The organism is Actinomycetota bacterium (assembly GCA_030682655.1).
Lineage (GTDB): Bacteria > Actinomycetota > Coriobacteriia > Anaerosomatales > JAUXNU01 > JAUXNU01.
Genome location: JAUXNU010000018.1, coordinates 1 through 14,578, shown reverse-complemented (window position 1 = coordinate 14,578; position 14,578 = coordinate 1). Strand labels below are relative to the sequence as shown.

Annotated in this window: 12 protein-coding genes and 1 tRNA gene; 9 read left to right on the top strand and 4 right to left on the bottom strand. The window is 64.2% G+C overall.

Annotation, left to right across the window (positions count from 1 at the left end; genetic code table 11):
* A partial coding sequence (locus Q8K99_01165; GenBank protein ID MDP2181166.1) for a DUF3387 domain-containing protein occupies positions 1–1,204 on the top strand: 1,204 nt, incomplete at its 5' end.
* Between the two features lie 89 nt (positions 1,205–1,293).
* A tRNA-Asp gene (locus Q8K99_01160) sits at positions 1,294–1,370 on the top strand.
* 71 nt (positions 1,371–1,441) lie between these two features.
* Here Q8K99_01160 and Q8K99_01155 read toward each other — a convergent pair.
* The gene (locus tag Q8K99_01155; GenBank protein ID MDP2181165.1) at positions 1,442–2,809 is read right to left on the bottom strand and encodes a cell wall-binding repeat-containing protein; all 1,368 of its coding nucleotides are present in this window, start codon (positions 2,807–2,809) and stop codon (positions 1,442–1,444) included.
* A 52-nt stretch (positions 2,810–2,861) separates the two neighbouring features.
* The gene (locus tag Q8K99_01150; GenBank protein MDP2181164.1) at positions 2,862–3,572 is read right to left on the bottom strand and encodes a hypothetical protein; all 711 of its coding nucleotides are present in this window, start codon (positions 3,570–3,572) and stop codon (positions 2,862–2,864) included.
* A gap of 71 nt (positions 3,573–3,643) precedes the next feature.
* On the opposite strand from Q8K99_01150, the gene Q8K99_01145 reads away from it, so the two are divergent.
* The 4 genes from Q8K99_01145 to Q8K99_01130 all read left to right on the top strand — a co-directional run bounded on the left by Q8K99_01145 (position 3,644) and on the right by Q8K99_01130 (position 6,279).
* Complete coding sequence (locus Q8K99_01145) at positions 3,644–4,270, top strand: LysE/ArgO family amino acid transporter (GenBank protein ID MDP2181163.1); 627 nt, start codon at positions 3,644–3,646, stop codon at positions 4,268–4,270.
* A gap of 34 nt (positions 4,271–4,304) precedes the next feature.
* Positions 4,305–5,093 (top strand): amidohydrolase family protein, encoded by a 789-nt coding sequence (locus tag Q8K99_01140; GenBank protein ID MDP2181162.1) that lies wholly within the window; start codon positions 4,305–4,307, stop codon positions 5,091–5,093.
* A gap of 84 nt (positions 5,094–5,177) precedes the next feature.
* Positions 5,178–5,840, top strand: a complete 663-nt coding sequence (locus tag Q8K99_01135) for a nucleotidyltransferase domain-containing protein (protein ID MDP2181161.1) — start codon at positions 5,178–5,180, stop codon at positions 5,838–5,840.
* Positions 5,833–6,279, top strand: coding sequence for a DUF86 domain-containing protein (locus tag Q8K99_01130; GenBank protein ID MDP2181160.1), 447 nt, complete (start codon positions 5,833–5,835; stop codon positions 6,277–6,279). The genes Q8K99_01135 and Q8K99_01130 overlap by 8 nt, the downstream gene beginning before the upstream one ends.
* Here Q8K99_01130 and heR read toward each other — a convergent pair.
* Positions 6,267–6,668: a heliorhodopsin HeR gene (gene heR / locus Q8K99_01125; protein MDP2181159.1), complete on the bottom strand. Its 402-nt coding sequence runs from the start codon at positions 6,666–6,668 to the stop codon at positions 6,267–6,269. The two genes, Q8K99_01130 and heR, sit on opposite strands and share 13 nt — an antisense overlap.
* A gap of 183 nt (positions 6,669–6,851) precedes the next feature.
* Between heR and Q8K99_01120 the strand changes: the two genes are divergently transcribed.
* A complete protein-coding gene (locus Q8K99_01120; GenBank protein ID MDP2181158.1) occupies positions 6,852–8,045 on the top strand; it encodes a methyl-accepting chemotaxis protein in 1,194 nt (397 codons plus the stop codon).
* Between the two features lie 10 nt (positions 8,046–8,055).
* Complete coding sequence (locus tag Q8K99_01115) at positions 8,056–8,559, top strand: chemotaxis protein CheW (protein MDP2181157.1); 504 nt, start codon at positions 8,056–8,058, stop codon at positions 8,557–8,559.
* An 836-nt stretch (positions 8,560–9,395) separates the two neighbouring features.
* Here the strand turns inward: Q8K99_01115 and Q8K99_01110 are convergent.
* Positions 9,396–10,067, bottom strand: coding sequence for a TetR/AcrR family transcriptional regulator C-terminal domain-containing protein (locus Q8K99_01110; GenBank protein MDP2181156.1), 672 nt, complete (start codon positions 10,065–10,067; stop codon positions 9,396–9,398).
* A gap of 463 nt (positions 10,068–10,530) precedes the next feature.
* On the opposite strand from Q8K99_01110, the gene Q8K99_01105 reads away from it, so the two are divergent.
* On the top strand, positions 10,531–14,578 hold a 4,048-nt coding region (locus Q8K99_01105; protein MDP2181155.1), incomplete at its 3' end, for a hypothetical protein.

Below are 14,578 nucleotides of genomic sequence, written 5' to 3'. Positions count from 1 at the left end.
CGTGATCGTACGAGATATGTGGCTCACGGGCTTCGACGCGCCATGCCTGCACACGATGTATGTGGACAAGCCCATGCGCGGGCACGGCCTCATGCAGGCGATCGCGCGCGTGAACCGGGTGTTCCGCGACAAGCCCGGCGGGCTGGTCGTGGACTATCTGGGGCTCGCGGACCAGTTGCGGCACGCGTTTGCCGTGTACACGGAGAACGGCGGGTCTGGCTCGGCGGCAATCGATCAGAGAGTGGCTGTGGCGCTCATGCAGGAGAAGTACGAGGTGGTCCGCGGATTGTTCCATGGGTTCGACTGGGGCGTTTGGACGACGGGTGCACCGCATGAGCGGCTTGGACTGCTGCCGCGCGCTCAGGAGCACATTCTCGCGCAGAAGGACGGCAAGAAGCGGCTGCTTGACAACGTGTCGGCGCTCTCGCAGGCGTTCGCGCTCGCAGTGCCGGCTGACGAGGCGCTCGCGATCCGCGACGATCTCGCGTTCTTCCAGGCCGTGCGCTCCGTACTCGCGAAGGAGGCCATCACAGGGACCGGCCGCTCACCGGAGGATATCGAACACGCCATCCAGCAGCTGGTATCCAAGGCCGTCGCGCCCGGCGAAGTTGTCGACATCTTTGCGGCGGCTGGTCTCGGCAAGCCCGACATCTCGATACTCTCGGACGAGTTCCTCGAAGAAGTGCGCGGCCTGCCGCAGCGCAACCTCGCGGTGGAGACCCTCCGCAAGCTGCTCGAAGGCGAGATCAAGACGCGCAGCTGCCGCAATGTGGTGCAGGCGCGCTCGTTCGCCGCCATGCTTGAAGAGTCGGTTCGCCGCTACCAGAACCGCGCCATCGAGGCGGCGCAGGTGATCGAGGAGCTCATCGCTATCGCGAAGGACATGCGTGCGGCGCAGGAACGAGGCGTAGGCCTCGGGCTGACCGACGACGAGGTCGCGTTCTACGACGCACTGGCTGAGAACGGGAGTGCACGCGAAGTCCTTGGCGACGCTGAGCTGAAGAAGCTCGCGCATGAGCTGGTCGCGAAGGTGCGCGAGAACGTGAAGATCGACTGGACCGTGCGCGAGAACGTTCGAGCCGAGATGCGGGTCATCGTCAAGCGCATCCTGCGCAAGTACGGCTATCCCCCCGACAAGCAGGAAGCGGCGACGAAGCTTGTTCTCGAGCAGGCGGAAGTGCTGAGCGCACAGTGGGCCGCGTAGGCCTCGGACGAACTCCCGACCCCTGTTCGGGCGTGTGGACACGACGCACGAAGGTCGATACAATACGCAAGCTGTGTCTCACGGGACACGGGGGTGTAGCTCAGTTGGTTAGAGCGCTGGCCTGTCAAGCCAGAGGTCGCGGGTTCGAGCCCCGTCACTCCCGCCATACGAAACCGCAGGCCGGTAGGGAGAATGCATCCTTACCGGCCTTGTCGATTCTACGGATCGAGTACGGTCCTACGGGACGAGCGCCGTGATCATGTCCTGTCGCACCGTCTCGGACAGGCTGTTGGGGCCGCCGAGGGCGTATGCGGCGATGTCGTTTCCGGTGTCCCACCTCTCGAGGAAGGACTCGGTCTCCGGCGTGAGCAGCGTTCCATTCGTGATGACGAGGGGGCCTCGCAGACTCCCCATGGTCGCTCCGCCCGCAAGGGCATCCGGCAGCTTCGCTGCAACGCCGATGTACGAAGGGTTGAGCCAACCTTCCGCCAAGGCTTCTTCGGCTATGTCGATGGCGGTCGTGTAGCGGTTCGAGCCCCACCACCGGTCGGCGGTGAACTGCGAATCGAGTGCGCTGTAGACTGCGGATCCGACCGTGTTCGGGCCGCCACCTACAATCACCTCGGAAGGATTCAGGTTGTTCAGTGCAGTTTGTGTGGCGCCCGGAATCGAACCAGCGCTCACCAGGAGAATCGGCACCCCGCGCTCGGCTGAGATGGGCGAGAGCGCAAGCGCATCGAAGAACTTGGTTGCGTCGGCTCCATTGGCAACGAATACTTCCGTCGGCAGCGTCTTCCCCGGAGTGACGGCGGCCACCTGCTTCATGCGTGCGGCGATTGCCGCGGCCAGGTCGTACCTGTTTCCAGCGGACAGGATTCGGTCCTTGGTGAGCCCGCCGCCTACGGCTGCGTTGAGTTCCGTGAAACGGGCGTTGGGTACGGACGTCGTGCCGCCGACGATATGAATGGTCAGCGGCCCGTAGGTCGCCTTCATGCCGGCCACCGTCTGCACTACTTCGGCGGGTACGTAGTCGGTGTCGACAAGCAGGAGGGGCGCGTCGTAGATCCAGGAGAGACCGGCGGCAGCAAGCGGGTCGGCTGCGGCGCGGTCCTCGCCGGAAGCGATGATCACGTGTGTCGCGGGCGGCCACGGCACCGAGCCCGAGCCATCACCGAATCTGCCGGCGATGTCTACGGCAGCAGAGTAGCGGTTGCTGCCCCATAGGCGTTCGACCAGGGGTCGAAGCGTTGCGTCCTTGCGCAAGGGCGTGCCGAGATAGTCCGCGTACGCGAACGTCGGGCGGTGTCGATAGTGGGAGAAATTGATGACCCGGTCGGGTCCCACGGAGAGGTCAACAAACGAGTATCTGCCTGTCGCGTTGGAAGTCGTCGAGTCCTCGAACTCCCATGTGGAGCCAGCGTCGTACAAGAGTTCGACCGTTGCGCCGCTTATCGGCTCCCCGGACTGTTTGTCCTTCACCCAACCATAGATGTCGGCGGTCAGAATCGGGACAGCTGCATGCGCCGCCGCAGCCCCACCCGTGAGCATGGCGACGAGCACTGCCGTCGCGATCGCCCCCCGCATCGTCAAAGATACGCCCCTCATAGCCGATCACCCCTCACTCGCGCCGCTTGCGGCGCCCACTCCTACTGCTGTTTCAGTCTCGCGTAGATGGGTAGTCCTTACCCAGAGCGTCCCGCGGGGCCCCGAGCGCAGCCGCAGCCGCAGCCGCCCGCGCCTCGAGCGCATCCACGCGTGCGGCGAGTTCTGCCACCGCACCTTCGGGCAGCGGACCGCCTGCGAGCACGACCGCACCGGCCGGCGCCATCGCCGCCCCCGCCCGCTCGCGGACGAACTTCACATAGCCCAGACCGATCGATATCGCGAACGCGAAGACCACCACCACGAATCGCGCAACGGACTGCCCGGAGAACAGCACCCAGCCCACGCCGTAGATGGTCGTGAACAGGCCTCCCAGAAGCAGGCCGTTCGATATCACCCGCAGCTGTTCGCTCCGCACGAGCGAGATGCCCATCACAAGCGTTGCGAACGCGATCAGCACGATGCTCGTGTTCCGCGCCCAGCCCTCGCGGATGGTCTCCTGCTCCTTGTTGATCTCGTTGATCCGGTCCTGGACACGCTTCTCCTCGCTCTGCTGCTGCGGCGTGAGTTCCGTCGTTCCTGCCTTGGGGGAGAGGTTGCCTTGCTGCCGGTAGAGAGAGTCGAGCTCGTCTTGGACCGCCTGGTCGGTCGTGGGCGACTCGTAGAACGTGTTGACACCGATGCCTATGAACGCAAGCACTATCAGTCCGAGGAAGAACGAGAAGATTGTCTGGAGCGCGTAGTTCTGTCTGTCTCGCGTCGCCATTCCTGGGCTCCTCTCAGTGGGCAGTGCTTACAGGCTATTCCCTCGCGCGCGAGGACTGCTACCCTTTGCGCATGACGAGTCTTCCACTTCTTTCCGGCTTCGCTCTGGGCGCGAGCCTCATCATCGCGATCGGCGCCCAGAACGCCTTCGTCTTTCGCCAAGGACTGCGCCGCGAGCACACCTTCACCGTCGCTGCCCTTTGCGCCGGAATCGACGCGGCACTCATCGCTGCCGGGACCGGAGGCTTCGGTACGCTCGTGTCGCACTTCCCGGCGATCACGCAGATCGCCGCCTGGGGCGGCGCTGCGTTCCTCGCGGTCTACGGCGTGCTTGCGCTGCGTTCGGCGATCCACCCCGGACACCTGGAGGCGGACGACGCACCCACGCCTCCGCCTTCGCGCACGCTGCGCGCCACCATTGCGACCACGCTCGCCGTGAGCCTTCTCAACCCGCACGTGTATCTGGACACGATCGTTCTCCTTGGCAGTCTGGCTGCGCAGTATGCGATGCCTGGCCGGGCGCACTTCGCGCTGGGGGCGGGATGCGCGTCGGTGGTGTGGTTCTTCTCGCTCGCGTTCGGGGCGAGGCTGCTCGCACCGATCTTCGAGCGGCCGGCGGCGTGGCGCGTGCTCGATCTCGCCATCGCGGGCATCATGCTGTGGATCGCCGCGACGCTGGTTCTCGGCCAGATCGGCTGACAATCCGGTCCCGCGCTGCGCTATCCTTGGCGCGATGCGCATAGTCGATGTACATACTCACGCGTTCTCCGACGCCCTGGCGCCCGGGGCGATCGCCTCTCTCGAGGCCGCCGGCGACGTGCGCGCGCTCTACGACGGTACCGTGGCGGGCCTGATTGCCGCGATGGATCGCTGCGGGGTCGACGTGTCGGTCATCCAGCCGGTCGCGACCAAGCCCTCGCAGGTCGCGTCGATCAACGACTGGGCCGCAACGACCGCCAGCGAGCGCATAGTGCCCTTCGGCGCCATGCACCCCGACTTCCCCAACCCGGCCGAGGAGATCGCGCGCATGGCCGCACTCGGTCTGCGCGGTTTCAAGCTGCATCCCGAGTACCAGTCCTTCGAGCCGCACGACCCCCGCATGGGAGCGATGTACGACGCCGCCATCGAGCACGGCATGATCGTGCTGTTCCATGCGGGGGCTGACATCATCTACCCCACAGTGCGCGGCACCGCCGAGTCCTTTGCGGCGATGCTCGACCAGTGGCCCGGACTCGTCGCGATCCTCGCGCACCTTGGCGGTTTCCAGCGGTGGGACGACGTCGCGCGACTGCTCGCTGGTCGCGATGTCTGGCTCGACACCGCCTACACGCTCGGACGCTTGCCCGACGACGAGTGGGTCTCTCTCGTACGCGCGCATGGCGCGGACCGCGTGCTGTTCGGCTCGGATGGTCCCTGGACGGATGTCGCGCACGAGATCGCGCACTTGCGTCGCACGGGACTCGACGCCGACGAGGTTGCGGCGGTCCTTGGCGGAAACGCGGAGCGGTTGCTGGGGCTGTAGGGGCGGCTCGGGGGAGTTCACTTCCGGGACTCCGTGGCTTGCCGATACACACGCAACACACACGCCGTGTGTTACAATCCTCGCATGACTCAGCGCATCAACATCACACTGCCATCCGATTTGCTTGCGGCGATCGACGAGGCCGCCGCGGGCGAGCATCTGACCCGCTCCGGGTTCCTCCGCGCGGCGGCACTGGAGCGGGTCGCCGGCCAGACCGGGGCCGGTGTGGTGCGTGAGGCCCCGGCCGTCTACGCTGCGCCCGGGCCGCGCGCTATCGGCTTCGACGACCGCGAGCCCCGCACGTGGCCGCCGTCGCCGGACACGGCTGCAGCGCTGTTGTCGGTCTTCTTCGCCGCCCGGGACGATGTTGAGGTCGCGTACCTCTTCGGCAGCGTTGCGCGGGGAGATGCGCGGCCGGCGAGCGACGTGGACGTCGCGGTTCTCTTGTCGGAGTCCCTGACCGCCGAGGAGAGATGGAACGTGCGCCTCGACTTGATCGGTCGCTTGTCGCTGGTCTTTCGAACGGACGCTATCGAGTTAATCCTTCCGGATGAGGTCGCCCTGGAGCTTGCGCTCGCCGTGATCGAGGAGGGGCTGGTTGTGGCGGGTGCACATCGAGCTTCGCGGCTCGGGTTTGAGCGGTCAGTTCGCGAGCGCGCGGAGCGCGAGAGGCCGTCGGCGGAGGCGCGTCGCCGTGCGGTGCGAGAGCGGATACTGTCCGGCGACTTCTTCGACCGCCATGCTTGAGGGCCGGGTCTACGACAAGCTCGATTCGATGATGGAAATGGCCAACCGCGCGGCCCTGCTAATCGATGCGGCTCGTCGCGAGAGCGGCCCACATGCGGGGATAGCCATCAGCGACACGGAACTTGCGCTCGAACGCGCGCTGTATCGGGCAATCCAGGACCTGCTCGACGTCGCGGCGATGATTGCGGCGTCGATCGATCCGACTCCCTGGACAACGTATCGCGGAGCCATCGAGATTCTTGGGGCGGCGGAGGTTCTGCCGCCGAGTGCTCTCCCGGGTCTACGGGAGATGGCGGGCTTTCGCAACATCCTGGCGCACGAGTACGGCGACGTGGACCGGGACCGGGTCCTTGGCTTCGAGGCCCACATGAGTGATTTCGAGGCGTTCGCCCGTTCGGTCGTGACATACCTCGACCGCTCGGGCTCTCAAGCGCGCTGACAAGAAGCGGCTGCTGCCCGCCGCCGTTTGCCCCATGTAGACATAAGAGCGTTTGCGAACACAAGCCACGCGAGTAGCGACTTCGTGCTCAGACTCAGGAACACGTACACCGACTCGCCGAAGATGTGGTCGCACCACGGTCCGATCTTCTTGTATTGGAGCACCTGGTTGATGGCGAAGCTGTTGAAGAACAGGAACGTAATCGCGAAGATCGCGTAGACGAACCCGGGGGGCTCGGCGATAGAGCCGGGGCTCCAGATGTAGACGCCGATGGCAAGCCGGGACACAATGCCGGTCAGGGACCCGAAGAAGAACGACATCCAGTTCGGGCTGTCCGGCTCTTTGTAGTGCTCGAACAGCAGGCCGAAGAGGATCATCGACGCGTTCATTGAGGGAACGGGGTTGACCGGTCATCTCACATCAGCGTCTTGCGCGTCAGCGGCGGCTGTTCGCTGGTGAAAGACCGCGAAAGACCGCGAAGCAGACCAGTACGTCTCACGGGGAGCGTCTGCTATTCTGTGAACGCAGCGGCCAGAGGGGAGGCTGCTAGTCTCAAAGGGGGCAAGCTGGACATGCCCAGGGCACTTCGTAGCAGCGCCAGGAATCGCAGCGTGCCCTTCACGCTCACGATTATGGCGTGGGTAACGGTTGGTCCCGCTGTGGCCATTGGTCTGCTGGCGACGGGGTTCTTTGCACGTTTCGTGCTCCTCGTCGAACCCGACCAGTTGCTATGGACCGCCGTCTTCGGCGGTGCGGTCATGTTGGTCTGTGCCATTCCGGGGCAGTTGGCGTACCGCACGATGCTCAGGCGTAGAGTGCTCGAGCCGCTTGGCGAGATTGTGTCGCAGGTGCAGTGCTCGTCCGAATCGGTCCTAGACGCAGCCACCCTACTCTCCGGCGCCGCGAGTGAGATTAGCTCCTCCGGTACCGGGATCAGCTCGGCGATGCAGCAGATTGCGCGTGGCGCGGAACTGCAGTCGCGCGAAGTCGAGGAGACGACTTCGGCCATGGAGTCGATGACCAAGTCCGTCAACAGCGTGGCGCTTCAGGCCGAAGAGACAAGCAAGATGAGTGAGGAAGCAGCTAGGGCAGCATTCCTCGGCGAAGAGACTACCGACCAGGCCATCAAGAAGATCGCCGAAATACGGAAGGCGATCGAGGCGCTCGGCTCGTCGGTAGGAGTGCTCGGCACGCGATCCAAGGAGATAGGCGCCATCGTTGACGTGATTGCGTCGATCGCCGATCAGACGAACCTACTTTCGGTGAACGCGGCGATCGAAGCTGCGCGTGCGGGGGATCTCGGCCGAGGCTTCGCGGTCGTCGCCGTGGAGGTCCAGAAGCTTTCTGAGCGCTCGGCCAAGGCAGCAGAGCAAATCAGCGCGCTGGTCGGCGACATCCAGGACGAGACGGCTGTCTCGGTGAAGCGCATGGAGATCAGTACGGCCGAGGTCACCTTGGGCTCGGAGATCGTTGGCAAGACAGGCGAGGCCCTGCGTCGAATCACGGAAGCCGTTACCCACACGTCCACCCTCGCAGATGAGATTGCCTCGGTGATGGCTGACCAAGCACGAGATACCGACAACGTCAACCGCTCGATGCATGACATCGCTGCAGTCGTCGAGGAGAGTGCGGCATCAGTGCAGGAGACTGCCGCAGCGGTCGAGGAGCAAGTCGCTTGTACGCAGGAGATCACATCGTCTGCCCAGGAGCTTGCGGGCATGGCGCAGAAGCTCAAGGAGTCGGCACTTCAGTTCGAGTTGGACTAAGAGGGTATTGGTGGAAGAGGCCATCATGGAAGAGGCCGTTATCCAGGAGAGCCGCCAGTTCGTCCTCTTCCATCTCGGTGACAAGGAGTACGGTCTGCCGATTCTCTGTGTCCAGAGCGTCATCCGTTACGAGAAGCCGACGCCTGTGCCACTTGCGCCCAGCGGTGTTGAGGGTGTGATCAACCTGCGTGGCCAGGTCATACCGATCGTCGACATCTCGATGCGGTTGTTCGCCCGGGAGTTTGAGCCCGAACTGAGGTCCCGGATCGTAGTAGCCGAAGGTGAGTCTGGTCTTGTCGGACTTGCAGTCGATTCCGCGAGCGAGGTCGTCAGTATCCTTGTGAGCGATATCCGGCCCGCACCGAAGGAGGCGCTCTCTACCGAGGCCGTCGAGGCTTTCGAGGGAGTCGCCAACTTCAAGGACCGGCTCATCTTCCTCCTCGATCTAGCGAAGGCTCTGCCGAGGCCCGAGTTCATGACCCCCAGGGCCGAGAAGGGGAACGGCGATGTCTAGGAGCCTGTCGGGAAATACGGGCGGGGACGCACACTGTATCGCGCCAACGCCCGTAGAGTAGCGACTTCGTGCTCAGACTCAGGAACACACACGTACACCGACAGGCCGAAGAGGTAGTCGCACCACGGTCTGATCTTCTTGTACTGGAGCACCTGGTTGATGGTGTCGCCGACGGTTCAGTAATGACCCCCTGATGACGGTCGAAAACTGATCTCGCAGGCTCCTCGCATGGCAGTGTCGTACAGTTGCTGTGGCCGCGCGCGAAGGCAGTTGTCCAACAGCTCGAAGAGGGCGTCTCGAGATGCTCGAAGCGCCCTCTTCCTGTTCGGGGAACCGGTCCCAGATCGAGCGTCATTCCCAGCGTCTGCGACTACTGTATTTTGAGCCTCACCTTGTGCGAGAAATCCAAGAGCCGGTCGGTCGGTCTCGGTACTCCACATACTCGACCTGATATGACGCTTCCTCGGCGCGGACCTTCTTCTCGACCGTTCGGCCTCATGTGAGGCAGACGCTTGTTGTTGTACGCGCGACGAACCTGCGCATCGGCGATGGCAACAATCCCATCTTCCCCAAGATCCGACATCTCGCTTGGATACGGATCAGTGCGCAACGCATCCATCTCCCCCGCACCCGCACGTCCATACGCGAGTCCCCTCTTCACTGTCTGCGATGCTCCCAGACCCCCTGGCTCCCTTCGTCACCTCGGCAGCCCTCCTACCGATCCTGTGTGATTATCCTACCCAAACCGCCCCTCCGGTGCCGTCGACGCGGGCTTTCATTGCAGACGATACCCATCGCGCAGCTGAGGCAACGCGCCGAGCGGCCTTGACCGCCCGCTACTTCCCGTTCGGCTCGTCGCCGGATGCGATCGCCGCGAGTCCCGCGATGAGCGTCATGACGCCGTAGCGGAAGTAGGCATCCGGCTCCTCGGCGTGATGTGTCGCGACGGCCGTGGCCACGTGCGGGTAGTCGTCATGCGAAACGCTCACGGCCCAGTCCACGATGACGCGAGCCGCTCCTCGGCCGGTGGTGAGTTCCATCGTTGTCGCGCCGAGGATCCACGCCGAGAACGCGTTCATCGCGATGAGCCAGCGGGACCGGGGCAGCCCGGCGGCGTCGAAGATGCTGAGCAGCGTCTCGGCGGGCGCGAGGCCGCCGAACATCCGGGCGCGTCCCGCGGCGATCGCCGGGATGAGATTCGGGTGGGCGGCCAGTGCGTCACGGTACGCGGTTGCGAGTCTTCGTACGCGTTCCTCCCAAGGAGCCGAGGGGTCGTCGACGGTGATATCCACTTGAGCCATGACCGAGTCTATGACGGCGTCGAGCAGTTCCGACTTGTTCGGGATGTGGTGGTAGATGCTCATCGGATCGACGCCGAGCTGCTTGCCGAGACGGCGCATCGAGAGGGCCTCGAGGCCCTGCTTGTCGATCAGATCGAGGGCCTGGCCGACGATCTCGTCGTAGGTCATGCGCGGCTTGCGGCCACGTGCGCGGGCATACGCTGACACGGTTTCCGATCTCCCTTCCGGCATAAGGACGATTCAGATTCTACACCGTTTATCGGCCGTAGGGAGACAACCCTACACCGTAGAGAAATTGCATATGGGAGTTTCTGCCATGAATGCTGTGCAGCTCACGGGCACCGCGCAATTTCTCGACGGCGTAGTGGATGAGAGATTCTCGGCCGGAAGGATGAGTACGGAAGCAATACGTATGAATTGTCCTTGCACCTAGTGCCAAGGACGCCTGCGTGAGGTATACCGTCAGCATCTGGACATGCCGTGACCAGGCTGTCTTTCCTCGGCAAACGTGGTAGAGGTGCGGTCCCGGCACACATGCAGCGCACGATTCTGCCGCGGCTTCGGCTGCGGCAGCGTGGTGTCCGGAGGTGGGTCGATCTCGATTGCGTCGGGACGGAGAACGTCTCGGCGAGCGGACTGGCTAGGACGATGGAGCGAGGGGGCCTTGAGGATGGGTGGACGGAAACGGACGATGGCGATCGCGGCGATGGCGTGTGCGATCGCGGGACTGGTGTTCGCCGGGGGAGCTCTCGCGGCGAGTGTCGGCGTGACCAATCAGGTCGCGGCGAGCGATCCCGCGAAGTACCACGCTGGCGACACGATCCACTATCGCCTGAGCGTGACGAACACGAACCCGAACACGGCGGTTCTCACCGTCACCGACAAGCTGCCCGACGGCAGCGTGACGACGCTGGACTCGGGCCGCACCTTCGCTCCGGGAGAGACCGCGAACTACACCCTCGACTACGCCGCGGACCCCGCGGACTCCAGTCTCATCGCCGGCCAGAATGTCCTTGTGAACACCCTCCACGTCGAGGGAACCGAGGTGCGCTCGGCACCCTACGTGCCCGACGACATCGCGGCCACGGTCACCAAGTCCTCGGCGATCATCGCTCCGGCGATCGGCATCGCCAAGACGGTCGACTTCGACGGTGACGGCATCTACACCGACGAGGAGACGTGGGCGCCCCGCCCCGCGTCGTGGAAGATCGTCGTCAGCAACACCGGCGACGCACCCCTTCACGACGTGATGGTCACCGACACCAACGGCAAGAGCTTCGGACCCTACTCGATCGCGGTGGGCGGTTCGGTCACTGACGTCTACGAGACCGACGTGGCCGAGGACACCGAGAACACCGCGACCGCGACCGGCCTCGACGAAACCAAGCGATCGGTTGGGCCGGTAAGTGACAGTGCGCGCGTGATCGTGCCCGGCATCGACATCGACCTCGTGAAGACTGCGAACGCCGACTCGATCGCCGGCGTGCTCCGGGGCACGGAAGTGACGTACTTCTTCACGGTGACCAACACCGGCGAGGTCACGCTCTTCGACGTGGACGTCGTCGACGACAAGATCGGGCTCATCGGAACGATTCCCGTCCTCGAGCCCGGCGATTCCGAGACTCTCAGTGGCACGAACGTCTTGATGGGCGACACGACCAACGTCGCGACAGCGACCGGCACAGACAAGTACGAGCGGATGGTGAGCGACACGTCGCTCGTCACCATTCCGGTGTTCCTGCCCTTCCCGCCGGATCTTGAGATCCTCAAGAGCGCCGAGGTCGTGACGGCCCGACCCGGCGAGCTTGTCGTCTTCACGCTGCGCTACCGCAATATCGGCGAGGAAGCTGTCGAATCCTACACGATCACCGACGACTACGACGAGCGCTACGTGGACGTCGCCGACTCAAACGGCGGTGTCGACTCAGGCGGCAAGATCCTTTGGACGTTCGAGGAGACGCTGGCGCCGGAAGACGGCTGGCAGTCGTTCACATACTCAGTTCGCCTCAAGAGCAATGTGCCGGCCGGCACCACGATCGACAATATCGTCGTCATCCACAACGACAAGGACACCAACCCGGACAATGACAGCGACGACTGGCGACTGACGACTCCGGGCAAGGGTGAACCGTTCTTGCCGTTCACCGGTGGCAGCGGCACGCTCCTTGGCATGCTGGCACTGCTGGCCGCGGCAATCGGGCTGGTTGTGCGTTGGGCGTCACGCGGTCGCAACGGATTCGAGCCGCGGCGCTCCCTGAAGGCGGTCAGTGTCAGTCGCCTCTGGACGCTTGGCGCGCTCGTGCTCCTGACCGCTGCGCTTGCGCTCCTGAGTGTCTCGCCCGCGTTCGCGGCGAACATCGAGCTGAGCAAGCGCGCCACGGCGGCGCCGGTGTACTACCGGGTCGGCGACACCATCACCTACAACCTTCAGGTCAAGAACACCAACGCGAACTCAGCGGTTCTGAACGTCTGGGACGTCAAGCCCGACGGGAGCACCAAGACACTCGCAACCGGCGTGACGTTTGCGGCGGGAGAGACCAGGACCTACACCGCGGACTACGTCGTTCGGGCGCAGGACATAGAGACCAAGGCATCTGGCGAGAGCACCCTCAAGTTCGTCCGCAACACCCTGTACGCCGAGGGATACGAGCAGCGCGACGTCCCCGACTACATGTACGGTATGGTCACCGAGAATTCTCCGGTGATAGAGCCCGCTCTCGCAATCGACAAGACCGTCGACTTCAACGCCGATGGAGTATTCAGCGATTCGGAGACGTACGTCGCCGGTTCCCCGGCGGTCTGGAAGATCGTCGTGACGAACACCGGTGACACGCCGCTTACCGACGTCACCGTCACCGACACGAACGCACATGGGTTCGGGGCGTCGTTCGCACTTGCGTCCGGTGCGTCGAAGACCTTCGAGTACATCACCGTTCCGCAGGGCGACACCGTCAACGAGGCAACCGCTGTCGGGACCGCGCTTGACGGCCTGCCGGTCGGGCCGGTGTCCGACGCTGCGGATGTGGACGTGCGAACCTCGGCGATCCGGGTTTCCAAGACCGTCGAGTTCAATGGTGACGGAGTCTTTACCCACGAGGAGACAGGCACCGCCGGTATGGCGGTGTGGAAGCTCATGGTCACTAACGCTGGTGATACCCGGCTGACCGATGTGTACATGACCGACACGAACGGTCGCACCTTTGGCCCGTACACGCTGGAACCAGGCGCCTCCGCGACCGAATCCTACGAGACCGAGATAGCCGAGGACACCGTGAACGAGGTGTCCGCGATCGGAATCGACATGTTCGGCCTGCCGGTCGGACCGGCAACCGACAGCGCGCGAGTGCATGTCATCGCGCCCGACATCTCGCTGGAGAAGACCGTCGAGTTCGACGGCGACGGCGTCTTCACGCACGACGAGACCGGCCCGGCCGGCACCGCGCAGTGGAAGCTTGTCGTCACGAACTCAGGTGACGCCACGCTCTACGATGTCATGGTGACGGACACCAACGGCAGGAGCTTTGGGCCGATCGCGGAACTGGCTGCAGGCGCGAGCGAGACGTTCGACTACGAGACATCGGTCGAGCAGGACACGCTCAATGTCGCACTGGCTCAGGGGTATGACGAGAACGGCGCGGAGTACACCGCGACCGACGAAGCTGCGGTGCACGTCTGCCGGGGCGAGATCACGGTGGAGAAGACCGTGGACGCCGACGGCGATGGCGAGTTCCACGACACGGAGACCTACGTTGGGCCGCTGGCCGTGGTAGGCGCTTCCGTGCAGTGTGACGGCCCGCCGCCCGTGTTCGATCCGAAGGCGACATGGAAGATCGTCGTCACGAACTCCGGTGAGTGCACTCTGTACGACGTCGTCGTGGACGACACCAACGGCAAGAGCTTCGGTCCGATCGCGGAGCTTGCACCCGGCGCCAGCGAGACGTTCACCTACAAGACGGCGATCACCGGCGAAGTGGTCAACGTGGCGACCGCCGAAGGGTTCGACGTTCGCGGCCGCTCCTATACCGACACCGACGACGCTACTCTGCTTGTGAAGGACTGCGTCGGCGGCATCAAGATCGAGAAGACCGTGGACGCCGACGGGGATGGCGTGTTCCACGATACCGAGACCATCTACGACGATGGTAGCCCCGCGGGTTCGATCCAATGCGTGCCTGTCCCGCCAAGCGGCGCGAAGGTCACCTGGAAGATCGTCGTGACGAACACCGGCGACTGCGACTTGACCGACGTGAGGATCGCCGACTCGAACGGCAAGAGCTTCGGCCCGATCTCGCTCGCGTCCGGCGCCTCGAAGACCTACACATACACCACGACCGTCACCAAGGACACCGTGAACACGGCGACCGCGACGGGATGCGATGAGTGGAACCGGACGTACACGGACACCGACGACGCAACAGTCCTCGTGCTCACGAAGCCATGCATCGGCGGCATCAAGATCGAGAAGACGGTCGACGCTGACGGCGACGGCGTGTTCCACGACACCGAGACCTACTCGTTCCCGGCGCTGGCGAGTGCGAGCGGAATCCAGTGCGTGCCGCCGCCTCCACCCCCGCCTCCTGCGCCGCAGGCGACGTGGAAGATCGTCGTGACGAACACGGGACAGTGCGACCTGACCGATGTGAGGATCGCCGACTCGAACGGCAAGAGCTTCGGCCCGATCTCGCTCGCGTCCGGCGCCTCGAAGACCTACACATACA